The sequence below is a fragment of the Arenimonas sp. genome (assembly GCF_035312645.1).
Lineage (GTDB): Bacteria > Pseudomonadota > Gammaproteobacteria > Xanthomonadales > Xanthomonadaceae > Arenimonas.
Map to the genome: position 1 here is coordinate 1 of NZ_DATGBO010000015.1, position 23,407 is coordinate 23,407.

Below are 23,407 nucleotides of genomic sequence, written 5' to 3' on the forward strand. Positions count from 1 at the left end.
CGTTTCGATGCCCGCAAAGATCGAGGAATATCGCTTAGCGTGCGCCGCACGCACGACGACCGTCACAGCCGATCCAGCACTGCCTTCAAATCATCCGCCAGCGGCGCGTTGATCACATAAGGTTTGGCGCCGCCCTCGAGCGCGAACTCCATCGATGCCGCGTGCAGGAAAAGACGTTTGAGCCCGGCCTGTTCGGCGAGACGCTTGTTGGCTTCGCGATCGCCATATTTTTCGTCGCCAGCGACGGGATGTCCCAAATGGGCGGCATGGACTCGGATCTGGTGCGTGCGGCCGGTCTCGATCCGGACCTCGCAAAAGCTGTGGCCGGCGCGACGCTCGAGCAGTTTGAAATGGCTGACCGAGGCCTTGCCGGCCGGATCGACGCGCACCATGCGCTCGCCGCCCTGCAACACCGATTTCATCAGCGGCGCCTCGACGGTCATCGTGCCCTGCGGCATCTTGCCGACCAGCAAGGTGAGGTAGCGCTTGTTCGGCGCCTCCTCGTCGTCGCCCTCGCGCAGCAATGCCTGCAATTCCAGCAAGGCGGCGCGCTTCTTGGCGATGACGAGCACGCCCGAGGTGTCGCGATCGAGCCGATGCACCAGCTCCATGGTCTCGTCGGGACGCAGGGCGCGCAGCGCCTCGATCACCCCGAAGCTCAGGCCACTGCCGCCGTGGACAGCGATGCCGCTGGGCTTGTTCAGCGCGAAAAGCGCCTTGTCCTCGAACACGATGCTGGCGGCGAGGCGATCGAGCATGGACTTGGGCGGGGTGCGGACTTCGCCAGGGGCCTCCAGCCTGACCGGCGGAATCCGGATCTCGTCTCCGCCCGAGACGCGGGAGTCCGGCTTGGCACGCTTGCCATTGATACGGACCTGGCCGCTGCGTACCAGCTTGTAGATAAGGCTACGGGGCGCGCCTTTGAGCTGGCCGAGCAGAAAATTGTCCAGACGCTGGCCATCCCGATCCTCCGGCACGCGCACCTGTTTCACGCCGCCTGAGACTTCATTTGCCGCCATGACCGCCCTATCTGATACAATAATTACGCGAGATAACGTCCTGATTTCACTGGCGAGTGGGCCGAAAGCCTCTGGTAAGTGAATCCCGACAGGCCGCTACCACACCCCCCGGGGGTGACCATGTTAGCCGGTCTCGAAGGCGGACGGATATCGCCCCGGACCTGAGGTTCGGGAAGATCCGGAAGACGCTCGGCGTCGTCCGGGACCCCTAACGAAACAAATGATAAAGCGCTCCCGTGGGTACGCCTTCGGTTTTTGTAGCGCTGGAAGTTCCTGCCGCGACTCGAATGCGCCTGCGCTTCGAGTCGAGTTAGATGGGCGCGGACCCCGGCGTTCCTCGCGGTTGAGCGCGTGAGGACACTGACAATGAAGCGGATGCTGATCAATGCCACGCAGGCTGAAGAGCTGCGTGTTGCCATCGTGGATGGCCAGAACCTGTACGACATCGACATCGAACAGCCGTCGAAAGAACAGAAGAAGTCGAACATCTACAAGGGCCGCATCGTCCGGCTCGAACCCTCCCTTGAAGCCGCCTTCGTCGAATACGGCGGCGAACGCCACGGCTTCCTGCCGCTCAAGGAAATCTCCCGGGACTACTTCATCCCGGGCGTGAACCCCGACAAGGCCGGTCTCAAGGAAATCCTGCGCGAAGGCCAGGAAGTCGTTGTCCAGGTCGACAAGGAAGAACGCGGCAACAAGGGCGCGGCCCTGACCACGTTCATCTCGCTGGCCGGCCGCTACATGGTGCTGATGCCGAACTCGCCGACTGCCGGCGGCGTCTCGCGCCGCATCGAGGGCGACGACCGCCAGGCCCTGAAAGAAGCCATGGACGCGCTGACCATTCCCGAAGACATGGGCGTGATCATCCGCACCGCTGGCGTCGGCCGCGATGCCGAAGAGCTGCAATGGGATCTGGACTACCTCCTTCAGGTCTGGAAATCGATCACCGACGCCGCGCTGGGCAAGCCGGCCTCGTTTCTGATCTACCAGGAATCGCGTCTGATCATCCGCGCCCTGCGCGACTACCTGCGTGCCGACGTCGGCGAGATCCTGGTCGACACGCCGCAGATGTACGAAGAAGCCAAAGACTTCATGCAGTCGGTGATGCCGCAGAACCTGCGCAAGCTCAAGCACTACACCGACGATATCCCGCTGTTCAATCGCTTCCAGATCGAGTCGCAGATCGAGGGCGCGTACGAACGCCAGGTTCGCTTGCCGTCCGGCGGCTCGATCGTCGTCGACCAGACCGAAGCGCTGACCGCAATCGACGTCAACTCCTCGCGCGCCACCAAGGGCAGCGACATCGAAGAGACCGCGTTCAACACCAACCTCGAAGCGGCCGAAGAAGTGGCCCGCCAGATGCGTCTGCGCGATCTCGGCGGCCTGGTCGTCATCGATTTCATCGACATGGGTTCGGGCAAGCACCAGCGCCAGGTCGAGGATCGCCTGCAGCAGGCCTTGCGCCATGATCGCGCCCGCGTGCAGATCGGCAAGATCTCGCGTTTCGGCCTGCTGGAGATGTCGCGTCAGCGTCTGCGTCCCAGCCTCGGCGAATCGAGCCAGATCATCTGCCCGCGTTGCGACGGCCACGGCCGCATGCGCAGCGTCGAGTCGCTGTCGCTGTCGATCCTGCGCCTGGCCGAAGAGCATGCGATGAAAGAAAACACCGGACAGGTGCTGGTGCAGGCCCCGTCGGAAATCGCCAACTATCTGCTCAACGAAAAACGCCGCGCCCTGCTCGAGATCGAGCAGCGCCATGAAGCGCCGATCATCATCGTCGCCGACGAGCAGTTGGAAACACCGCACTTCAACGTCTCGCGCATCCGCGAAGGCGACCTCGGTGAAGAAACCACCAAGCCCAGCTATCACCGCACCACACCGCGCAAGCTGGAAACGCATTCTTTGACCAAGGCGCACCTCAACGTGCCGGACATGCCGGCCGTGACACATGTACGTCCGACCCAGCCGGCACCGACGCGCGAGGTCCGCGAGGACTTGTCGCCGGTCGTGGCAGCCCCTGCTGTCGCCGTCGTTACCGCAGCCGCCGCGAAACCCGGACTGTTCGCACGCATGAAGGCTTTCTTCGGCGGCGAAAGCACCGCTGCGTCGGCGCCGCCGGCGCGCAATGATCGTGGCGAACGCAGTGGCGGTCGCAACGAGCCGCGCCGCGAACGCGGCGAGCGTCCGGCACGTGATCGCGGCCAGAATCCGGGTGGTCGTGGCCCGCAGGCTGGCGGCAATCGTCCGCAACAAAACCAGCAGCCCAAGCAGGGCAATCAACCCGGACAGGGCGGCAGGCAGCAGGGCCAAGGCCAGAATCAGAATCAGAATCAGAACCCGAACCAGAACAAGCCGCAGGGCCCGAAGCCCGAGCGCAGCGAAGAGCAGATCCGTCTCGACGAACAGCGCAAGATCGAGCAGCAACAGCGTCGCGAAGAGCAGCAACGCAAGGAAGCCGAGCGCCGCGAACAGCAGCGTCAGGAAAACATCAAGCGCGAAGCCGAACGTCGTGCCGCGCGTGATGCCGGCCGCCAGGGTGAACCCGGTGCCGGCGAAACGATTGCTGCGCCGATCGATGAAGCCGCAACTGCGCCTGCAGTCGCCGGCGATGCGAACACGCAAGCGAATGCCGGCACCACGCCGGCAGCCGATGGCGGCGAAGCCGCCGGCGCTGAAGGTGCGCGTCGCCGTCGTGGTCGCCGCGGCGGCCGTCGCCGTCGTCGCCAGGAAGGTGGCGCCGCCAATGATCCGAATGCCACGCCGCATTCGCAGTCCGAAATCGATTTCGACGAGGAAGAGCCCGGCGACGAGCATGACGAAGGCGATGATCAGGGCTCGCAGATGCATCCCGCCCGCGCTGAACGTCAGGCACCAACGTTCGTTTCCAGCCTGCCGGTGACGGCGTCGGAATCGGATTTCGATGATCTCGGCCCCGATCTGCCGATGCCGACCGCGCCGACGCCGATCGCAGTGGCGACTCCGGTTGTCGTGCATGAGTCCGCCCCCGTGATTGCGGTACCTGCCGCCGTCGCGCCAGTGGCGGCACCCGTCGCCGCCCCGCCTGTTGTGGAAGCGAAGATCGAACGTGAGGTCGTTGCCGAGACTCCCGTCCCCGCGCCGATCTCCGTCGCGACGCCGGTTTCGCTGCCGACCCCGATCGAACCCGTGCGAGTCGCGGATATCGCAGCGCCTGTCGCAGCTCCAATTACCACGTCGGCTGCACCGCTGACGGTCGCTCCGACCCTCGCTGTTGCCCCGGCGACCTCGGCAACGATCATCGCTACGCCGGTCACGCCGATACAGCCGAAACCGGTAATGGCAACTCCGACGAGCGTCGACGTAGTGAAACCGGTCGCGCCAATGGCTTCCCCTGAGGACCGATGGAACCATCCGATCGCGCAAGCCAGCGTCCCCACGCCGGCACCGGCTCAAGCCAGCGCCCCGGCGCCGGTAGCGATCACGGTCAAAGTGGAGACCACACCGGCAACGGAAGCGGTTTCACCGCTGGATGACGAGCCCGCCGCAATGTCGCCGCCGAGCGAGGATAGCGCCAAGGACGAGCACGACGCGTCCTCGAGGTAACCCAGGCGAGCTCGGCGGCTCATCATGCGCACGAGTACCGCAGGAACAAGAAAGGCACCCTTGGGTGCCTTTCTTTTTGCTCAGGCCTTTTTGATCAGATTTCGCCAAGCAGGCTTGTTTGATCAGTATCCGACTATCCACATCTTGAACTGAACTGCTTGGAATGCAGTGCCGCAGCGCGACGAGCGTGTCCGGTGCTTGGGTCGTCACCAGAATCCGCAACCCAGAAAGTTCGGATGGGCGAGACAATCACCGTGCCCAGGCCGCGCCCAAAAGGCATTCAAACCGAATAGGCCGGATCGGTGACGCCGTGCTGCGTCGCCATCCGCGCCAATGCCACCGTGTCCTTGATGCCGAGCTTCTCGAACAAACGGTATTTGTGTGTAGCCACCGTTTTGCCGCTCAGGCTGAGGCGACGCGCGATGTCCTCGGCGCGCATGCCCTGGCAGAACAGCATCGATATCTCCAGCTCGCGCGGCGACAACAGATCGAAAGGCGAAGCCGCAGGCCCGCAAAGCGCCAGTTTCTGCGCGATCTCGGTACTCAGGTAACGCCGGCCCCGCGCCGTTTCCCGGATGGCCCGGACCAGCTCGCTCGCGTCGCAGCCTTTGCCAAGATAGGCATGGGCGCCGGCATCGAGCAGGCGCTTGGGCATGGGGCCGTCTTCCTGCACCGACACGATAACCACTTTGGCGATCCCGCCGCGGACCAGGCGTTCGGTGACATCCAGTCCACTGACGCCTGGCATGTGCAGATCGCAGATCACGACGTCCGGCCGCAGCTTGCGGATCATCGGCAGGCCTTCTTCGCCGCTGCCCGCTTCGCCAACGACCTCGATATCCATCTCCTGCTGCAGGATCAGGCGGTAGCCAGTCCGCACCAAGGCGTGGTCATCAAGCAAAAAGACCTTGATCATCAGACATTCCCTATATGGCTTCCCCTGAAGGCGAGACTAAAGGCCAGTGTCAGGAAACGGCAAGGTGAACTTTCGCAATCTAGGGTAGGAGTTTCCCGAATTGCTCCGCAACATCGGGATGAGGGCAGGCCTGCAATCGATGGGATAGGACGCAAAAAAAGAGCCCTTCCGAAGAAGGGCTCCTGATTGCTTTCCGGCGGGGAATCATTGGCGGAGAGAGTGGGATTCGAACCCACGGTGGTATTACTACCACGGCAGTTTTCAAGACTGCTGCCTTAAACCACTCGGCCATCTCTCCGTTGTTTTGCGTCGGCAGTTTTGCGCCGGGCTTCCTGCCCTGCGCCCTTGCGGGGCCGGCCTGCGGCCGTCGTGAATCGTTCCAGACGATTCACTCAAGACTGCTGCCTTAAACCACTCGGCCATCTCTCCGTTGTTTTGCGTCGGCAGTTTTGCGCCGGGCTTCCTGCCCTGCGCCCCTGCGGGGCCGGCCTGCGGCCGTCGTGAATCGTTCCAGACGATTCACTCAAGACTGCTGCCTTATAAACCACTCGGCCATCTCTCCGTTGTTTTGCGTCGGCAATTCAACGCCCTGGCAAACGATCCGTGAATTATCGCAAATCAGCAGGAACGCGCCAGCGATCGGAGCCCTCCCCTCAGCCCTTACTTGAAGCCGATCTTGCTCGAAAACAGCCCGACCACCGTTTCCCAGGTTTCGAGATACATCGCGACCTGCTCGGTGCTCGAGCCCTTTTCCACGTCGAGATCCATCTGCAGGAACGGGTCGTTCTCGTCATCAAGATAGGCCGACGCGAAACGACGATTTCGGTTCCAGTCGTTCATCACTTCCGCCGTGCTGCCCTTGTCGAGATCGAAACCGGCCAGGAACTGGAAGGATTTGCAGCGCCCGTTTTCACACCCGTACATGACGACGTTGAAATCCTTGCCGGCCACTGCACTCTTGATCAGCGGGTCGCCTTCGTCATCCTTGCTCAGCGTCGCGCGATAACCGGCCTCCTGAAGGATCTTGACCATCTCCTCGCCGGAGATGCCGTTGGTGATCGGACGCGCGACGGCCGGTGCCGCCGTTGCCAGAGCTGCGAAGGAAACCAGTGCTATCGAAAGAAAACGGGACATGGGCTGCGACCTCGATCTGATTTCAGGAAAGGGATGCCACGGCGACAAGCATGCCACTATTTCTTCGATTTGAAATCCGAACACTTCAGGCGATTCGCCTCGATCACACCCGGCAGGCGCTCGGCGAGGAAATCGATGAATACGCGTACGGCCGGCAGCAGGCCGCGGCGGGACGGGAACACCGCGTGGCAAATGCCCATCGGCAGATGCCATTCGCGCATCACCGGCTCGAGTTCGCCGCGCCGCACGGCATCGGCGCAAGTCATCTCGGGCAGCAACGCAATACCGAGACCATCGCGCGCCGCCGCCATCAGCAGCGGAAAATCGTGCGCCATCAGGTTGGGCTGGATATCCACGCGCTCAATCTCGCCGTTCGGCCCGTGCAGCGACCAGCGCTGCCGCGCTTCGTCGTCGCTCATCGACAAGGTGCTGTGTACCGCGAGATCGGTCGGCGATTGCGGGCGGCCGACGCGGTCCAGATAGGCGGGGCTGGCAACGAGCATCTCGTGGATGTCGCCGAAGCGACGCATCACCAGCTCGCCGTCATCCAGCAGTTGCGTGCGCACACGCAGTGCGACGTCAAAACCTTCCTGGATCACGTCCACGCGCCGGTTGCTGACATGCAACTGCAGGCGCACCTGCGGAAACAGACGCAGAAATTCCGGCAGCATCTGCGCCAGGGTTTCCTGCGAGAGGGCCACCGGACAGCTGACCTTGATCATGCCGCGCGGCTCGGCGCTGACGCGATCGACCGCCTCGCGTGCCGCCTGCGCTTCCGACAACATGCTCTGCGCGTGGCGATAGACGCTCTGGCCGACATCGGTGACGGCGAAGCGCCGCGTCGAACGCTGCAGCAGGCGCACGCCGAGGTCGGTTTCGAGTTGGGTGATGCGCCGGCTCAAGCGCGATTTCGGAATGCCCAACGCGCGTTCCGCCGCTGCGTAGCCGCCATGTTCGACGACGACGGCGAAAAACTGCAGATCATTGAGATCGGGCGTTTTCATGCGATCCGGTCCAGGCCACCCATGTAGGGACGCAACACGTCCGGCACGGTGATCGAGCCGTCGGCGTTCTGGTAATTCTCCATCACCGCGACCAAAGCACGCCCCACCGCGACACCGGAACCGTTGAGCGTATGCACCGGTTCGGGTTTGCCGGTCGTCGGATTGCGCCAGCGCGCCTGCATGCGTCGCGCCTGGAATGCTTCGCAGTTGGAGATCGAGCTGATTTCGCGGTAACTGTTCTGACCCGGCAGCCACACTTCCAGGTCATGCGTCTTGGTCGCGCCAAAGCCCATGTCGCCGGTGCACAACAGCAGGCGACGGTATGGCAGGCCGAGTTTTTCCAGCACGGTTTCGGCGTGCCGCGTCATGTTCTCGTGCACTTGGTAACTCTCGTCCGGGCGGGCGATCGCTACCAACTCGACTTTCTCGAACTGGTGCTGGCGGATCAGGCCACGCACATCCTTGCCGTAACTGCCAGCTTCGGCGCGGAAGCAGGGCGTGTGTGCGGTAAGCAGCATCGGCATGTGCGCGTCGTCGACGATTTCGTCGCGGACGAGATTGGTCAGCGACACCTCCGATGTCGGAATCAGATAGCGCTTCGTCTCACCGACCGTCGTGCTGAAAAGATCTTCCTCGAACTTCGGCAGCTGACCCGTGCCCGTCATGCTTTCGGCGTTGACCAGCAGCGGTGTATTGACCTCGGTGTAACCGTGTTCGCCGGTATGCAGATCGAGCATGAACTGAGCGAGCGCGCGATGCAGTCGTGCCAGTTGGCCGCGAATGACGGTGAAGCGCGAACCGGAAAGCTTGGCGCCGGCTTCGGCATCCAACCAACCCTGGTGCTCGCCAAGCGCGACATGATCCTTGACCTCGAAATCGAACACGCGCGGCGTGCCGACCTTTTTCAATTCCTTGTTGTCATGCTCGTCGCGGCCGACCGGCACCGATTCGTGCGGAATGTTCGGAATGCCCAGCGCGATCGCGTCGAGTTCACCGCGCAGCACTTCGAGCCGAATTTCCGATGTCTTCAATTCATCGGCGAGCCCGGCCACCTCCGCCATCAGCGCGGCGACATCTTCGCCCTTGGCCTTGGCCTGGCCGATCGCCTTGGAGTGCGTGTTGCGCAGGTTCTGCAATTCCTGCGTGCGCGCCTGAAGCTGCTTGCGTTCGGACTCCAGTCTTTCCAACGCCACGACATCGAGATCGAAACCGCGACTGGCTTTCAAACGGGCGGCGGTCTCGGCCAGATGGGCACGCAAGAGGACGGGGTCTAGCATTCGGGCATTCCAGAAATGAAACGGGACGTGGAATTATCGCCGCGTCCCGGCTGTTATCGCAACGAATATTCGGGCATTTGTCGCCCGGAGCACACCGTGGAGGCTGCGGTTTCGACGGGTTCCGGCTTCAGCCGCCTTTTCGTCCCAGCCACCACGCCATCACGACGCCGGAGATCGCCCAGCCAACCACCTGTTCAAGCAGATTGCCCAAGGTGAAATCGAGCGGAAACAGATACCAGTTCCAGTAGGGCACGCTGACCGTCAGCCAGGAAAACAGGCCCAGCACCGCCGCGATCAGCACGCGCTTGCCGAAGCCGAACGCAGCGAGTGTGAGCACGAAAGCCACGATCAGCGCCGAGAATGTGTCGCCCGCGATCTGCTTGATCAGATTCGGCGACATGTCCGCGGTCGCCGAATTGCCTTCAGGCGCGTAGATCACGAATGCGAACGGGCTGCCTTTGTTCTCTGCCGCAAAAGCAGCGACAGCCGCTTTGTCGTTCATTTTTTCCGGCGGCAGGCTCGGATACATGTAAACACCCGCACCGGAGGTCGAGGGCGCGATCGCTGCGAGCGTCGCTTTCTGATCGGTCGGTTCCTTCATGCCCATCTGCCCGATCGGCAGGACCATGTGCGCCACGGCGCCCCACATGAAAAACACGATGCCGCCCAACAGTCCCGCGATCAATACACGCATTTGCCGCCTCCTCCCCGAGTGGTGGATGGAGGCTAAGCCGAGGCGCCACCACGCGCAAGCAATGACGTCAGCCGCGCAGGAATTCGCCCAGCCGCGCTCCAAGCCAGACCAGGCCGAGCCCACCGAACAGCGACACGCCCAGGTAGCTCAGCATCACATCGAAATGCGAACTGCGTGCTGAGATCAGCGCTTCCAGCATCAGCGCGGAAAACGTCGTCAGCCCGCCCAGCAATCCGACCATCAGGAAAGCGCGCCAAAGCAACCCATTCGGGCCACGGCCTTCCAGCCAGATCAACAGGAAACCGGCGACAAATGCACCGATGAAATTGGCAGCCAGCGTGCCCCAGGGGAAGCCATTGCCGACGTGCCGCGTCATCCAGCCGCCAATCAGGAAGCGTCCCGCCGCACCCAGCGATCCGCCAGCCATCACCAGAAAAAATTGCTGCCACCACAGATTCATGAATTCGGCTCCTGGCTTTCGGAAAGCTGCCTACGATTTTTTCTGCGCCCGCGCGGCGATCCGCGCACTGCGCAGTTTGTCGAGTTTTTCCTTGAGCTTGATCTCGAGTCCGCGCTCGATCGGCTGGTAATACGTGCGCTCACCCATCGCGTCCGGGAAGCCGGTCTGGTCGAGCGCGATTCCGTCGGGACTGTCGTGGTCGTACTGGTAGCCGCTGCCGTAGCCGAGTTCCTTCATCAACTTGGTCGGTGCATTGCGGAAATGCATCGGCACGTCCTGCGTGCCGAATTCGCGGACGTCGCTCTTCGCGGCGTTGAATGCCGCATAAGCCGCATTCGATTTCGCGCAACTCGCCAGATAGATCACCAGTTGCGCCAACGCCAAATCGCCCTCCGGGCTACCGAGGCGGTCATACGCATCCCAGGCCTCGATCGCCATCTGCTGCGCACGCGGATCTGCCAGGCCGACATCCTCGACCGCCATGCGCGTCAGGCGCCGTGCGAGATAGATCGGATCGCAGCCGCCATCGAGCATGCGCGCGAACCAGTAAAGCGCGGCGTCGGGATTGGAGTTGCGCACGGATTTATGCAACGCCGAGATCTGATCGTAGAACTGTTCACCCTGCTTGTCGAAGCGGCGCGTGCGATCAGCCAGCACCTGCGTGAGCGTCGTCGCGGTGATTTCGTTGTCTTCGTCGACCGCCAACTCCGCGGCGATTTCCAGCAACGCCAGTCCGCGGCGGACATCGCCGTCGGCGGCCTGCGCGATCAGGCGCAGGTTTTCTTCGGAGATTCGCAGATTCTGCTCGCCCAATCCGCGCTCCGGATCGGCAAGCGCACGCTTCAGCGCTTCGACGATGTCTTCGACGGAAGCCGCTTCAAGCACGTGCACGCGGCAGCGCGAAAGCAGCGCGGAGTTGAGTTCGAAACTCGGGTTCTCGGTGGTGGCGCCGACGAAGAGGATGGAGCCGCGCTCGATATGCGGCAGGAAGGCATCCTGCTGCGCCTTGTTGAAGCGGTGCACTTCGTCGACGAAGAGAACGGTGCGACGACCTTCGTTGAAGCGACCCTCCGCTTCGGCAAGCACCAGGCGCACTTCCGGAAGCCCTGAGAGAACTGCCGAAATCGCCCGGAATTCGGCTTCTGAATATTTCGCGAGCAACAGCGCCAGCGTGGTCTTGCCGCAGCCGGGCGGCCCCCAGAGGATCATCGAATGCACATGCCCGGACTCGACTGCACGCCGCAGCGCCGAGCCCGGTGCAAGCAGTCGGCGCTGGCCGACCATTTCGTCCAGCGTCGCCGGACGCATGCGCTCGGCAAGCGGCTTCAGCGCCGCAGGCGGCTGGAACAGGGATTCGCTGGCGGGCCGGGATTTTCGCACCTGGGCATTCTAGCCGCTGCCGTGTGCACAGGCGTGACCGCGATTGCTTCCCGTGGGAGCGGGCACGACTGCGATTGCCTCAAGTTTCGGCAAGAAATAATCGTGGTCATGACCGCTCCTGCGCTGTCGGTTATTCCTTCAGCGGTGTGACTTCCGCGCCATCGTCCATGTCGCCGACCACATCCGCGCCTTTCGGTGGCGTGAACTTGAACGTGCCCGCTGCGAAAGCGGGATTGCGGCGCCAGTTCGAGAAACCGATCACCGTGCGCTGGCCCAGGGCATCGTTGAACTCCATGCGCACCAGACCCTTGGGTCCGAATCCCAGTTTCGCCTGCTGGAACGGCGCATCGTCTGCTTTTTTCGGCGTGAGGATCAGCCATTCCAACCCACCTGCGCGACCGCCCTCGCCTGTCTTGAACTGACGGTCGAGCTCGGTCGGATCGATGAGCACCGTCAGCGGGCTGCCCTGCTCCTCGAAACTCTGTTTGCGCACCGTCACCTGTTCGAGATCAGGATCGAAAATCCAGATGTGGTCACCATCGGCGACGATCAGCTGGCGGTCGGGCTTGGTCACTTCCCAGCGAAACAGCCGTGGCGCGGAGAGCTTGACCGTGCCCGTGCTCTTCTGGGTTTCGTGGCCGTTGGAATCGTAGACGTGTTGCTCGAACGCGGCGTCGAGGCCCTTGAGGTTCTTCGTGAAAGCAGTGAGCTGTTCGCGGCCGGGGGCGTGCGCGATGGCAGCGACCGACAGCAGCGAGAGCCACAACAGGGATTTGATCGCGATATTCATTCGATGCCCGATGGAGTTGTTGCGCAGAGAGTGCCGAAAGCCGCCTGAACGAAAACCGTTACCGTGCAGGAGTCAGCTTGCTGGCAAGCTATCTGTTTGCGCGAGACCTGTCGCCAGCAAGCTGGCTCCTACGACAGCAGCATCCATCAATTGCGCGGCGGCGGTGGCGCCAGCACACTGCGGTCGCCGTTGTGTTCGGGTGGCGTAACCACGCCGGCGGCTTCCATCGCCTCGATCAGGCGGGCGGCGCGGTTGTAGCCGATCTTGAGTCGGCGTTGCACGCCGGAGATCGAAGCGCGGCGGGTTTCGGTAACGATCTTCACCGCTTCGTCGTACAGCGGATCGGATTCGTCGCCACCACCACCGCCCGACTCCGGCAGCCCGGTCGCGCCGACGACCACGCCGTCGCCCATCGTCTGCACCTCGTCGAGCACACCGGTGACATAGTCGGTGCCGCCGCCGTGCTGCTTGAGATGCTCGACCACACGATGCACTTCTTCATCGGAAACGAAGGCGCCGTGCACGCGCTCGGGCATCGCCGTACCGGGCGGCAGATACAGCATGTCGCCGTGGCCAAGCAGTGTCTCGGCACCGGACTGGTCGAGAATCGTGCGCGAATCGATCTTGCTCGATACCTGGAAGGCGATGCGCGTCGGAATATTGGCCTTGATCAAACCGGTGATGACGTCGACGGATGGCCGCTGCGTCGCCAAGATCAGGTGGATGCCAGCGGCACGCGCCTTCTGCGCGAGACGCGCGATGAGTTCTTCGACCTTCTTGCCGACGATCATCATCATGTCGGCGAATTCGTCGATGAAGACAACGATGTACGGCAATTCCTCCAGCGGACGCGGCGCTTCGCCGAGGTCGGGATTCGGTCGGAACAGCGGGTCCATCAAGGGCTGGCCGGCGTCCTGGGCATCCTTGACCTTGCGATTGAAGCCCGCGAGGTTACGCACGCCCACCGCCGACATCACCTTGTAGCGCCGCTCCATTTCCGCGACGCACCAGCGCAGGCCGTTCGCGGCCTCCCTCATGTCGGTGACCACCGGCGCCAGCAGGTGCGGAATGCCTTGATAGACCGAAAGCTCGAGCATTTTCGGGTCGATCATCAGCATGCGCACGTCTTTCGCGCTGGCCTTGTACAGCAAGCTAAGCACCATCGCGTTGACGCCCACCGACTTGCCCGAACCGGTGGTGCCGGCAACGAGAAGATGCGGCATGCGCGCGAGGTCGGCGACGATCGGGCGGCCGCCGATGTCCTTGCCCAGCGCGATCGTCAACGGGCTCGCCGACTTGTCGTATTCCTTCGAACGCAGCAACTCGCTGAGATAGATCATCTCGCGATTGACGTTGGGGATTTCCAGGCCGATGACCGACTTGCCCGGAATGACGTCGACCACGCGCACCGATTTCACCGACAGGCCGCGGGCGATGTCCTTGTCCAGCGAATTGACCTGACTGCCTTTGACGCCGGGCGCCGGATCCATTTCGAAACGCGTGATCACCGGGCCCGGATAGGCGCCAACGACCTGCACTTCGATGCGGAAATCCTTGAGCTTGAATTCGATCTGGCGCGACAGGGTTTCCAGGGTTTCCTCGGAATAGCCCTTGGGCTGCGGCTTGGGATCGTCGAGCAACGACAACGGTGGCAGCGAATCGTCGCCGCCAACATTGAACAGCGGGATCTGCTGCTCGCGCTGCGCGCGTTCGCTTTTTTCGATCACCGATTTCGCCGGCGGTTCGATATGCACCGGCTCGCGCTTGGCGCGCTTGACCGTGTCGACCTTGCGCACTTCCTCGCGCTCTTCGCGCAACGCACGCGTACGCTGCCACTCGGCAGCTTCCTGTTTTTTCTCGGAAAAACGCGCGACGCCTTTCAGCACCAGGCCGCCCAACCAATCCATCAGCGCGAACCAGCTCAGGCCCGTCGCCAAGGTCACCGACATCATCAGCACGGCGAACAGGAACAGGTTGCCGCCCATGCCGCCGAACACGCTGTACATCGAACGGCCGCCGACCTGGCCGAGAATGCCGCCGGATTCGGCGGGAAGGTTCGGCGCCGCACCGCCGATCAGATGCAGCAGGCCGGTGGCACTGACGAGGAAACCGACGATGCCGATCAGACGCAGCGCGGGGCCAAAATCGACGCGGCCGTCGCCATCCGAATCGAGGCCGAACAGCGCTATCCAGGCGATGCCGCCAAGCACGACGGGCAGCGTGTAGGCGACGTAGCCGAAAAACCAGAAACCGAGATCGGCGATATAGGCGCCTGCCAGGCCACCGATGTTGTGACGGGCGCCGACGATGCTGCCGGTGCGCGACCAGCCCGGATCATCGGGCGAATAACTGGCCAAGCTCGCCAGCAGATAAAGCAGCAATGGCGCGGTGGCCACCAGGGCCAGCTCGCGCCAGAGTTTCTGACGGCGCTCGTCACCGACGACCGCGGTTTTATCGGGAGATCGAGCCACCGTAAGAATCAGCCTCAGGTAATGGGCATAGCCGCTTGTTTACAGGGCGAAGTTATACCGTAAAACCCGCACCACTTCCCATCCCGGCGCGGCGCTTAGCATAGACGCTGCGGGATTTCCTGCCTTGATTTAGCGGGTCGCCAACCCCAAGCTTGCGGTGTCCATCGTGGCATTCGCGCGATGTCCTCCTCTTCATTCTTTCCCGGCCACCCATGACCGCTCCCAAGCATTGCCATCTCCTGATCCTCGGTTCCGGCCCGGCCGGCTATACCGCTGCGGTTTATGCCGCGCGCGCCAATCTCAAGCCGGTGATGATCACGGGCCTGCAGCAGGGCGGCCAGCTGATGACCACGACCGAGGTCGACAACTGGCCGGGCGATGCCCACGGCCTGATGGGCCCGGACCTGATGACGCGCATGCAGGCGCACGCCGAGCGCTTCGAGACCGAGATCATCTTCGATCACATCCATTCCGCCGACCTGTCGCGCCGCCCTTTCCATCTCACCGGCGATAGCGGCGAGTACACCGCCGATGCGCTGGTCATCGCGACCGGCGCCAGCGCGAAATACCTGGGCATCGAATCCGAACAGAAATTCATGGGCAAGGGTGTGTCGGCCTGCGCGACCTGCGACGGTTTCTTCTTCCGCGACCAGGAAGTGGCGGTGATCGGCGGCGGCAATACCGCGGTCGAGGAAGCGCTGTATCTGGCCAACATCGCCAAGAAGGTCTACCTCGTGCATCGTCGCGACAAGTTGCGCGCGGAGAAAATTTTGCAGGACAAATTGTTTGCCAAGGCCCAGGCCGGCAAGATCGAACTGATCTGGGATCACGGCGTCGACGAAGTGCTGGGCGATGATTCCGGCGTCACCGGCATGCGCATCCGCCACGTCAGCAACGACACCACCCGCGAAATCGCCTTGCAGGGTTTCTTCGTCGCGATCGGCCACACGCCGAACACCTCGCTGTTCGAAGGCCAGCTCGAAATGAAAAACGGCTACCTGCAGATCAAGTCGGGCACCGATGGCGGCGCCACCGCCACCAGCGTTCCTGGCGTGTTCGCCGCCGGCGATGTCGCCGACCAGGTGTACCGCCAAGCGATTACCTCTGCCGGTTTCGGCTGCATGGCAGCACTGGACGCCGAGAAATTCCTCGACAAGGGTGAGTAGCCGCGCTGACGAACTGCCATGAATGGCAGTTCGTGCGGCTGCGAACGCCCAGGCAGGGATGCCTGGGCCGGCGCCAAACACCATGGACGGTTGCTCGCGACATCATGAGTTCGGCATTTCAACGCCAGCAACACCGCGCACTCCTGAGCCTGCGCTAATCTGCCCTGATGCCAGCTCTGCGCCTGTACGATTCTCTCGACGAAATCCCCGCCAGCGCGTGGGATTCGCTGCACGACGGCAGCAACCCTTTCATCAGTCATGCCTTCCTCGATGGGCTGGAACGACACCAGTGCCTGCGCGAACAGTGGGGCTGGCAGCCGCAACACGCGGCATTGTATGAAGGCGATGAACTCGTCGCGGCCGCGCCGGGCTATCTGAAATTCAACTCGCACGGCGAATTCGTCTTCGACCACGCCTGGGCGCATGCCTATGCACGCTACGGCATCGACTACTACCCGAAATGGCTGATCGCCGCGCCCTACTCGCCCGTGACCGGGCCGCGTCTTCTTGCGCGCGATGCGAACGCCCGACGAGGTCTCTTGCTCGCGATGCAGGAACACATGCGCCAGCAACGCTGGTCATCGCTGCACGCTAATTTTCTGCCTGCGGGCGAACTCGGCGTGTTCGACAAGGATTGGCTCGAACGCAGCGACGTTCAATTCCATTGGCGCAACGAAGCGGGTTGGCGCGATTTCGACGATTTCCTCGCGGCCTTCATCAGCAAGAAGCGCAAGAACCTGCGCGCCGAACGCGAACAGGTACGGCGTGCCGGCATCAGCTTCCGTATCGTCCATGGCGACGAAGCCCGCGACGATGACCTCATCGACATGCACGCGTTCTACTGCATGACCCAGAGCGAAAAAGGCAATCATCCGGCGCTGAGCCTGGACTTTTTCCGGCATCTCGCCCGGACGATGCCAAGGCAATTGTTGCTGATCCTGGCGCAGCGCGATGCGCAGACGATCGCTGGCGCGCTCTGCCTTCGCGGTGGCGATACCCTTTACGGGCGCTATTGGGGCGCGTCGGAAACTCTGCCCGGCCTGCATTTCGAGACCTGCTACTACCAGGGCATCGACTATTGTCTGCGCGAAGGCCTGCGCGTGTTCGAGCCCGGCGCGCAGGGCGAGCACAAGATCGCCCGCGGCTTCATGCCGGTACTCACCCACAGCCGCCACTTCGTCGCCGACGGACAATTCTCTGAGGCGCTGCGCCCCTGGTGCGACGAAGAACGGGCCGCGAGTCTGCGTTATCGTGAGGTCGTCCTCGAACACAGCCCCTTCCGTGCCGCGATCGCCGATACCCCTGCTAAGCGCTGATCCGGACTCGCCTTTTCCGGCGACGGAACGCGCATTGGTCGAGCCAGACGGGTTGCTTGCCACTGGCGGCGACCTCAGTCCGGCGCGTCTTCTCAACGCCTATCGGCACGGCATTTTCCCTTGGTATTCCGAAGGCCAGCCGATCCTGTGGTGGTCACCGGATCCGCGCAATGTCTTCGCCACGGATGGCGTACATCTGTCGTCGAAATTTCGCCGGCAGATGCGTCATTGCGACTGGACCTTGCGTGCCGACACAGCGTTTGCGGAAGTGATCGCTGCCTGCGCGGACACGCCACGCCCCGGCCAGGACGGCACCTGGATCACCGACGACATGTTCGCGGCCTATCGCGAAATGCACCGGCTGGGCCATGCCCACAGCATCGAGGTATTCGCCGGCGACCGCCTGGTCGGTGGCATCTACGGGCTGGCGATCGGCCGGATGTTTTTCGGCGAAAGCATGTTCAGCAGCGAATCCGGCGGCTCGAAAATAGCGTTGGCGGGATTGGCGAAACTGCTGTGCGGCTGGGGTTGGCCGTGGATCGATGCCCAGGTAGAAAATGCGCATACACGCTCGCTGGGCAGCCGGTTGATGCCGCGGGCAAGCTTCGTGTCCGAGGTCGGGAGGTTGGCGAACGAACCTGCCCCGGCCGGCTCATGGAGCGAACGCGTTGGCGCGATGGCTGCCAGCGAGCTCTTCTAAGCCTTTGGATTGAAAGATTTTTTGCTTGTGGGCTCGGGACGTGGCATCATTCGCGACTTTCGTGGCGCAAGCCCATCCTTAAAGCGACGCATGTCCAAAGACGATTCCATCGAATTCGAAGGCACGATCCTCGAAACGCTGCCGAACACCGTGTTCCGCGTGAAGCTCGAGAACGGCCATGTCATCACTGCCCATATTTCGGGCCGTATGCGCAAGAACTACATCCGCATCCTGACGGGTGACAAGGTCAAGGTGGAAATGACGCCTTACGACCTCACCAAGGGTCGGATCACCTACCGAATGAAATAAGCGGCATCAGAATTGAAAACGGCGGCCTCAGGGCCGCCGTTTTTTGTTTGCCCATCGCGACGCTGCGCAGGATTATTCGACCGTCGCCGGCAGCAACTTTTCCGGTTCGGCCTGCGAGTCCACGACCAGCTCGCCATCACGCACGTCGACGCTGACGCGACCGCCATTGATCAGCTTGCCGAACAGCAATTCGTCCGCGAGCGGGCGTTTGATCTTGTCCTGCAACAGACGCGCCATCGGACGCGCGCCCATCAGCGGATCGAAACCATGTTCGGCCAGCCACTGCCGGGCTTCCGGCGACGCCGACAGGCTGACGTGCTTGTCGTGCAACTGCGCCTCGAGCTCAATCAGGAACTTGTCGACCACGCGCAGGATGTGTTCGAAGCCCAAGCCCTGGAATTGGATGATCGCGTCCAGGCGATTGCGGAACTCCGGCGTGAAGCCTTTGCGGATCACTTCCATTGCATCGGTCGAATGGTTCTGTTCGACAAAACCCATGGTGCGGCGCGCCGCCTGCTGCGCGCCGGCATTGGTGGTCATCACCAGCACGACGTTGCGGAAATTGGCCTCGCGACCATTGGTATCGGTGAGGATGCCGCGGTCCATGATCTGCAGCAGGATGTTGAACACATCTGGATGCGCTTTCTCGATTTCGTCGAGCAACAGCACGCAATGCGGCGTCTTGACGATCTTCTCGGTCAGAAGGCCGCCCTGGTCGAAACCGACGTAACCCGGGGGCGCACCGATCAGGCGACTGACCGAATGCGATTCCATGTATTCGGACATGTCGAAGCGCACCAGCTCGATACCCAGTTGCATCGCCAGTTGCCGCGTAACCTCGGTCTTGCCAACGCCGGTCGGGCCCGCGAACAGGAAATTGCCGATCGGCTTGTCCGGGCTGGACAGCCCCGAACGCGCCAGCTTGATCGACGACACCAGTGTTTCGATCGCCGGATCCTGGCCGAAGATCACCATCTTGAGGTTGCGCTCGAGGTTGCGCAGCACGTCCTTGTCAGAGGCGCTGACCTGCTTGGTCGGGATGCGCGCCATTTTGGCGACGATCAACTCGACTTCCTCGACATCGATCACGCGCTTGCGCTCGCTGTCGATGCGCAGACGCTGGCGTGCGCCGGCTTCGTCGATGACATCGATCGCCTTGTCGGGCAACAGACGGTCGCCGATGTGCTTGACCGAGAGATCGACCGCCGCCTGGATCGCATCCGAGGTGTATTCGACTTCGTGATGCGCTTCGAAGCGCGACTTCAGGCCGTGCAGGATCGCCACGGCTTCGCTGATCGAAGGTTCAACCACGTCGATCTTCTGGAAACGACGCGCAAGCGCGCGATCTTTCTCGAACACGCCGCGGTATTCCTGGAACGTGGTCGAACCGATGCAGCGCAGCTCGCCATTCTGCAACACCGGCTTGATCAGGTTGGAGGCATCCATCGTGCCGCCGCTTGCGGAGCCGGCACCGATGATCGTGTGGATCTCGTCGATAAACAGGATCGCGCGCGGCTCTTTCTTCATCTGCGCGAGCACAGCCTTGAGACGCTTTTCGAAATCGCCACGATATTTCGTGCCGGCGACCAGCGCACCGAGGTCGAGCGAATAGATGATCGCGTCCTTGAGCACCTCGGGCACCATGCCCTCGACGATGCGCCAGGCCAGGCCTTCGGCCAGCGCGGTCTTGCCGACACCGGATTCACCGACGAACAGCGGGTTGTTCTTGCGTCGGCGACAGAGCACCTGGATGGTGCGCTCGACTTCGTCCTCGCGACCGATCAGCGGATCGATCCGGCCTTCGCGCGCGAGTTCGTTGAGGTTGCTGGCGAACTCCTGCAGCGGGTTGCCCTTGGGCTCGTCGCCAGCCTCGCCGTCCTGGCGAGTTTCATTGCTCTGTGCTTTTTCCTCGCCACCATCGCCGACTTTGGCAATGCCATGGGAAATGTAGTTGACGACGTCGAGGCGGGTGATGTCCTGCTGCTGCATCAGATAGACGGCATGCGAGTCCTTCTCGCCAAAAATCGCCACCAGCACATTGGCGCCGGTGACTTCCTTCTTGCCCGACGACTGCACGTGATAGACCGCACGCTGCAGCACGCGCTGGAAGCCGAGGGTGGGCTGGGTGTCGCGGGCGTCATCGGCCGGCAGTACCGGCACGCTGTCGTTGATCACCTGCTGCAGACCATCGGCGAGTTTGCCGTGGTTGAAGCCGCAGGCCTTGAGCACGGCGACAGCGGCGGGATTTTCAAGCAGGGCCAACAGCAGGTGCTCGACCGTCATGAACTCGTGACGGGCTTCGCGCGCCTGCTTGTAGCACTGGCCGATGGAGTATTCGAGGTCCTTGCTGAACATGGGGCTCTCCGGAAACGTTCACTCCAATATGGGGACAGCGCTTGCGATTTCCAGCCTAGGCTTTTTCCATGCTGCACAACAGGGGATGCTGGTGCACGCGGGAGAACTCGTTGACCTGGGTCACTTTCGATTCAGCCACTTCCCGCGTGTAGACGCCGCAAATGCCCTTGCCACGAGTATGGACGTGAAGCATGACCTGGGTGGCTTTTTCACGGTTTAGCGCGAAGAACACCTGCAGGACCTCGACAACGAAATCCATCGGCGTGAAGTCGTCGTTCAACAGCACGACCTGGTACTGGGGCGGGCGGACGAGCTCGGGCTTGGCGGTTTCGACCACCGTGCCAAATTCGTGTTCGCGCTCGGGGGGAGTGTTGTGGGCCATGGGCCGAGTATAAATCGGGGCGCCGCGTCCGGATGCAAGCGTGGACGCCGATGGCGCTTTCGTCCGACAATCTCCCCGATGACCCAGCCCTGCCAACAGCCTTGAGTTACCGGAACAGACAGTTCTGGCAGCCCGACGTGACCGTCGCCACCGTCGTGGTCCGCGATGGCCGCCTGTTGATGGTCGAGGAGGAAGTCCAGGGTCGCCGCGTGCTCAACCAGCCTGCCGGGCATCTGGAACCGGACGAATCATTGCTGGAAGCGGCATTGCGCGAAACACTCGAGGAAACCGGCTGGCATGTCCGTCTGCTGGCCTTCATCGGCGCCTATCAATGGAAGGCGCCCGAAACCGGACGACATTATCTGCGCATGGCGTTTTCCGCCGAGCCCATCCGCCATGACGCCGATCGCGCGCTGGACGAAGGCATCGTGCAGGCGCTGTGGATGACGCCCGGCGAGTTGTCGGCCGCGTCGGAGCGGCATCGCAGCCCGTTGGTCTGGCGGGTCGCGGAGGACTTTCTTTCCGGCCGGCGCTTCCCGCTGGATGCGCTCTCGCACCTGCCATGAGCTCGTCTGAGCTGGCAGCACCCGCAGGAACAGGGCCGCGCATCATCGTCGGCGTATCCGGCGGCGTGGACTCTTCGGTGACCGCGCTGCTGCTCAAGCAACAGGGCGAATCGATCGCCGGCCTGTTCATGCAGAACTGGGACGACGATGCGCAGGACAGCGCGAGTGTCGCGGGAGGCAGGACGCCGCGAGCGACCGATGCGCAGGACAGCGCGAGTGTCGCGGACACCGGCTCATCGAAAGCGGGAGATTGCCGCGCCGAAGATGACCGTCGCGATGCGATCGGCGTTTGCGGGCGTCTGCAGATCCCGTTCTTCGCGCGCAATTTCGCCAAACAATACTGGTCGGGCGTGTTCGAACACTTCCTCTCCGAATACCGCGCCGGCCGCACGCCCAATCCCGACGTGCTGTGCAATCGCGAGATCAAGTTCAAGACCTTCCTCGATGAAGCTCGCGCGCTGGGCGCGGAAAAAATCGCAACCGGCCATTACGCGCAAGTCGCGTTTCGCGACGGTCGCTGGCAACTGCTGCGCGGCGCCGATGGCGACAAGGACCAGACCTATTTCCTGCACCAGCTCGGTCAGGAACAACTCGCGGCGACGTTGTTTCCGATCGGCCACCTGCCCAAGAGCGAAGTCCGTCGCCTCGCCGCCGCGGCCGCACTGCCGACCGCGCAGAAAAAGGATTCCACCGGCATCTGTTTCATCGGCGAACGCGATTTCCGCGAATTCCTCGGCCAGTACATTCCCGCCAAAACCGGCGAGATCCGCAGCGTCGATGGCAGCAAGGTCGGCGAGCACAGCGGCGTTTTCTACTACACCCTGGGCCAGCGCGAAGGGCTGCATATCGGCGGCATCAAAGGCCGGCCGGCTGCGCCCTGGTTCGTGGTCGGCAAGGATGTCGCGAGCAACGTCCTGTTCGTCGATCAAGGCATGGAGAGCGAGTGGCTGTTGTCGCGCGAATTGCACAGCGAAACCGCGCACTGGGTGGCCGGCCAGCCACCCGCGGAAAATTTTTCCTGCACCGCCAAAACCCGCTACCGCCAGCGAGACGAAGCCTGCCAGGTGAGCGTCCGCGAAGACGGCAGCACGCAGGTGCGTTTCGATCGCCCGCAGCGCGCCGTCACACCAGGGCAGTCGGTGGTGTTCTATCGTGACGACGAATGCCTCGGCGGCGCCGTGATCCTCCACACCGACGCCCGCCTCGAACAACAGCAGAGAAACCAGGCCGCATGAAAGACCGCGTCATCGCCCTCGCCGCCCTGCTCCAGGCGATCAAGCTGGTGCAACAGATGGCCAACAACGGGCAGGCCGAGACCCAGCCGCTGGCGGCCTGCATCGACAGCCTGTTCCGCTTCGACGCCGACAGTGCCGAGGCGGTATACGGCAATCCGCGCGAACTCGACTCCGGCCTGCGCCGCCTGATCGCGCAGCTTGATGGTGGCGATCGCGATACCGCGCAGACGCGCATGGCGATGAACGTGCTCAGCCTGGAACGCCGTTTCATCGGCAATGACGCCGCCGTCGCCGCCGTGCAGAAAACACTCGCCGACATCCAGCGCCAGCGCGAGGATCTTGGCCCGACCCATCCAACCATCCTGAGCCGGCTCGGCGAGTTGTATGCAGCGCAGATCAGCCCGCTGGGCGCACGCGTGCTGGTGCAGGGCAATCCGGTCTATCTCGGTCAGCCCGATGTCGTCGGTGAGGTCCGCGCCAGCCTTCTCGCCGCGCTGCGCGCTGCGGTGCTTTGGCGGCAGGTCGGCGGCAGTTACTGGGATTTCCTGCTTTCGCGCCGGGCCATGACGCAGACCGCCCGCGAGCTGCTCGGTTGAGCGGATTCGCGCGCAAATCCGGTCAGATCGCTGCGAAAAGCCCGCTGTCTGGGGC

At 62.8% G+C, this 23,407-nt stretch carries 20 protein-coding genes and 1 tRNA gene; 8 read left to right on the forward strand and 13 right to left on the reverse strand.

All coding sequences use genetic code 11. From position 1 onward, the window contains the following. Positions 1–62 precede the first annotated feature (62 nt). Complete coding sequence (locus VKM35_RS01170; protein ID WP_324317489.1) at positions 63–1,019, reverse strand: RluA family pseudouridine synthase; 957 nt, start codon at positions 1,017–1,019, stop codon at positions 63–65. 366 nt (positions 1,020–1,385) lie between these two features. Here VKM35_RS01170 and VKM35_RS01175 point away from each other — a divergent pair, with 366 nt between their 5' ends. Next, complete coding sequence (locus VKM35_RS01175) at positions 1,386–4,601, forward strand: Rne/Rng family ribonuclease (protein ID WP_324317490.1); 3,216 nt, start codon at positions 1,386–1,388, stop codon at positions 4,599–4,601. 280 nt (positions 4,602–4,881) lie between these two features. Here VKM35_RS01175 and VKM35_RS01180 read toward each other — a convergent pair whose 3' ends face one another. From VKM35_RS01180 to VKM35_RS01225, 10 genes are all read right to left on the reverse strand, one after another. Beyond that, on the reverse strand, positions 4,882–5,520 hold the full coding sequence (locus tag VKM35_RS01180) for a response regulator (protein ID WP_324317538.1): 639 nt from the start codon (positions 5,518–5,520) through the stop codon (positions 4,882–4,884). Positions 5,521–5,725: 205 nt separating this feature from the next. Further along, positions 5,726–5,815 (reverse strand) — tRNA-Ser (locus tag VKM35_RS01185). A 362-nt stretch (positions 5,816–6,177) separates the two neighbouring features. After that, on the reverse strand, positions 6,178–6,651 hold the full coding sequence (locus VKM35_RS01190; protein WP_324317492.1) for a YbjN domain-containing protein: 474 nt from the start codon (positions 6,649–6,651) through the stop codon (positions 6,178–6,180). Between the two features lie 56 nt (positions 6,652–6,707). Further along, a complete protein-coding gene (locus VKM35_RS01195) occupies positions 6,708–7,655 on the reverse strand; it encodes a LysR family transcriptional regulator (RefSeq protein WP_414636525.1) in 948 nt (315 codons plus the stop codon). Beyond that, the gene (gene serS, locus VKM35_RS01200; RefSeq protein ID WP_324317494.1) at positions 7,652–8,932 is read right to left on the reverse strand and encodes a serine--tRNA ligase; all 1,281 of its coding nucleotides are present in this window, start codon (positions 8,930–8,932) and stop codon (positions 7,652–7,654) included. Before serS ends, VKM35_RS01195 begins: the two co-directional genes overlap by 4 nt. Before the next feature lie 127 nt (positions 8,933–9,059). Further along, positions 9,060–9,626, reverse strand: coding sequence for a hypothetical protein (locus VKM35_RS01205; protein WP_324317496.1), 567 nt, complete (start codon positions 9,624–9,626; stop codon positions 9,060–9,062). Positions 9,627–9,693: 67 nt separating this feature from the next. Further along, complete coding sequence (gene crcB, locus VKM35_RS01210; RefSeq protein WP_324317498.1) at positions 9,694–10,086, reverse strand: fluoride efflux transporter CrcB; 393 nt, start codon at positions 10,084–10,086, stop codon at positions 9,694–9,696. Positions 10,087–10,116: 30 nt separating this feature from the next. Beyond that, positions 10,117–11,394, reverse strand: coding sequence for a replication-associated recombination protein A (locus tag VKM35_RS01215; RefSeq protein WP_324317540.1), 1,278 nt, complete (start codon positions 11,392–11,394; stop codon positions 10,117–10,119). Between the two features lie 202 nt (positions 11,395–11,596). After that, the gene (lolA, locus tag VKM35_RS01220) at positions 11,597–12,256 is read right to left on the reverse strand and encodes an outer membrane lipoprotein chaperone LolA (protein WP_324317500.1); all 660 of its coding nucleotides are present in this window, start codon (positions 12,254–12,256) and stop codon (positions 11,597–11,599) included. Positions 12,257–12,402: 146 nt separating this feature from the next. Continuing rightward, a complete protein-coding gene (locus VKM35_RS01225; protein WP_324317543.1) occupies positions 12,403–14,739 on the reverse strand; it encodes a DNA translocase FtsK in 2,337 nt (778 codons plus the stop codon). 200 nt (positions 14,740–14,939) lie between these two features. Between VKM35_RS01225 and trxB the strand changes: the two genes are divergently transcribed. The 4 genes from trxB (at position 14,940) to infA (ending at position 18,218) form a co-directional block, all read left to right on the forward strand. Then, entirely contained in the window at positions 14,940–15,893 is a 954-nt protein-coding gene (trxB, locus tag VKM35_RS01230) for a thioredoxin-disulfide reductase (RefSeq protein ID WP_324317502.1), read from the forward strand. A 167-nt stretch (positions 15,894–16,060) separates the two neighbouring features. Beyond that, positions 16,061–17,209 carry a GNAT family N-acetyltransferase gene (locus VKM35_RS01235; protein ID WP_324317504.1) on the forward strand — a complete coding sequence of 383 codons (1,149 nt, stop codon included), beginning with the start codon at positions 16,061–16,063 and terminating at the stop codon, positions 17,207–17,209. After that, on the forward strand, positions 17,175–17,909 hold the full coding sequence (gene aat / locus VKM35_RS01240) for a leucyl/phenylalanyl-tRNA--protein transferase (protein WP_324317506.1): 735 nt from the start codon (positions 17,175–17,177) through the stop codon (positions 17,907–17,909). Before VKM35_RS01235 ends, aat begins: the two co-directional genes overlap by 35 nt. Positions 17,910–17,999: 90 nt before the next feature. After that, entirely contained in the window at positions 18,000–18,218 is a 219-nt protein-coding gene (gene infA, locus VKM35_RS01245; RefSeq protein ID WP_022968666.1) for a translation initiation factor IF-1, read from the forward strand. A gap of 72 nt (positions 18,219–18,290) precedes the next feature. On the opposite strand, the gene clpA is transcribed toward infA, so the two are convergent. Beyond that, on the reverse strand, positions 18,291–20,573 hold the full coding sequence (clpA, locus tag VKM35_RS01250) for an ATP-dependent Clp protease ATP-binding subunit ClpA (protein ID WP_324317509.1): 2,283 nt from the start codon (positions 20,571–20,573) through the stop codon (positions 18,291–18,293). Positions 20,574–20,628: 55 nt separating this feature from the next. Beyond that, positions 20,629–20,955: an ATP-dependent Clp protease adapter ClpS gene (gene clpS / locus VKM35_RS01255; protein ID WP_324317511.1), complete on the reverse strand. Its 327-nt coding sequence runs from the start codon at positions 20,953–20,955 to the stop codon at positions 20,629–20,631. A 101-nt stretch (positions 20,956–21,056) separates the two neighbouring features. On the opposite strand from clpS, the gene VKM35_RS01260 reads away from it, so the two are divergent. The 3 genes from VKM35_RS01260 to hflD are packed head-to-tail and all read left to right on the forward strand — an operon-like array spanning position 21,057 to position 23,352. Then, entirely contained in the window at positions 21,057–21,521 is a 465-nt protein-coding gene (locus VKM35_RS01260) for an NUDIX hydrolase (RefSeq protein ID WP_324317514.1), read from the forward strand. Next, on the forward strand, positions 21,518–22,756 hold the full coding sequence (gene mnmA, locus VKM35_RS01265; RefSeq protein ID WP_324317516.1) for a tRNA 2-thiouridine(34) synthase MnmA: 1,239 nt from the start codon (positions 21,518–21,520) through the stop codon (positions 22,754–22,756). The genes VKM35_RS01260 and mnmA overlap by 4 nt, the downstream gene beginning before the upstream one ends. Further along, positions 22,753–23,352 (forward strand): high frequency lysogenization protein HflD, encoded by a 600-nt coding sequence (gene hflD, locus VKM35_RS01270; RefSeq protein WP_324317518.1) that lies wholly within the window; start codon positions 22,753–22,755, stop codon positions 23,350–23,352. The genes mnmA and hflD overlap by 4 nt, the downstream gene beginning before the upstream one ends. Positions 23,353–23,407 lie beyond the last annotated feature (55 nt).

Bases quoted from the DNA above. Each gene is read 5' to 3' on its own strand.
- VKM35_RS01170 (WP_324317489.1), bottom strand. From the start codon at position 1,019: ATGGCGGCAAATGAAGTCTCAGGCGGCGTGAAACAGGTGCGCGTGCCG.
- VKM35_RS01175 (WP_324317490.1), top strand. From the start codon at position 1,386: ATGAAGCGGATGCTGATCAATGCCACGCAGGCTGAAGAGCTGCGTGTT.
- VKM35_RS01190 (WP_324317492.1), bottom strand. From the start codon at position 6,651: ATGTCCCGTTTTCTTTCGATAGCACTGGTTTCCTTCGCAGCTCTGGCA.
- VKM35_RS01195 (WP_414636525.1), bottom strand. From the start codon at position 7,655: ATGAAAACGCCCGATCTCAATGATCTGCAGTTTTTCGCCGTCGTCGTC.
- serS (WP_324317494.1), bottom strand. From the start codon at position 8,932: ATGCTAGACCCCGTCCTCTTGCGTGCCCATCTGGCCGAGACCGCCGCC.
- VKM35_RS01205 (WP_324317496.1), bottom strand. From the start codon at position 9,626: ATGCGTGTATTGATCGCGGGACTGTTGGGCGGCATCGTGTTTTTCATG.
- crcB (WP_324317498.1), bottom strand. From the start codon at position 10,086: ATGAATCTGTGGTGGCAGCAATTTTTTCTGGTGATGGCTGGCGGATCG.
- VKM35_RS01215 (WP_324317540.1), bottom strand. From the start codon at position 11,394: ATGCGTCCGGCGACGCTGGACGAAATGGTCGGCCAGCGCCGACTGCTT.
- lolA (WP_324317500.1), bottom strand. From the start codon at position 12,256: ATGAATATCGCGATCAAATCCCTGTTGTGGCTCTCGCTGCTGTCGGTC.
- trxB (WP_324317502.1), top strand. From the start codon at position 14,940: ATGACCGCTCCCAAGCATTGCCATCTCCTGATCCTCGGTTCCGGCCCG.
- VKM35_RS01235 (WP_324317504.1), top strand. From the start codon at position 16,061: ATGCCAGCTCTGCGCCTGTACGATTCTCTCGACGAAATCCCCGCCAGC.
- infA (WP_022968666.1), top strand. From the start codon at position 18,000: ATGTCCAAAGACGATTCCATCGAATTCGAAGGCACGATCCTCGAAACG.
- clpA (WP_324317509.1), bottom strand. From the start codon at position 20,573: ATGTTCAGCAAGGACCTCGAATACTCCATCGGCCAGTGCTACAAGCAG.
- clpS (WP_324317511.1), bottom strand. From the start codon at position 20,955: ATGGCCCACAACACTCCCCCCGAGCGCGAACACGAATTTGGCACGGTG.
- mnmA (WP_324317516.1), top strand. From the start codon at position 21,518: ATGAGCTCGTCTGAGCTGGCAGCACCCGCAGGAACAGGGCCGCGCATC.
- hflD (WP_324317518.1), top strand. From the start codon at position 22,753: ATGAAAGACCGCGTCATCGCCCTCGCCGCCCTGCTCCAGGCGATCAAG.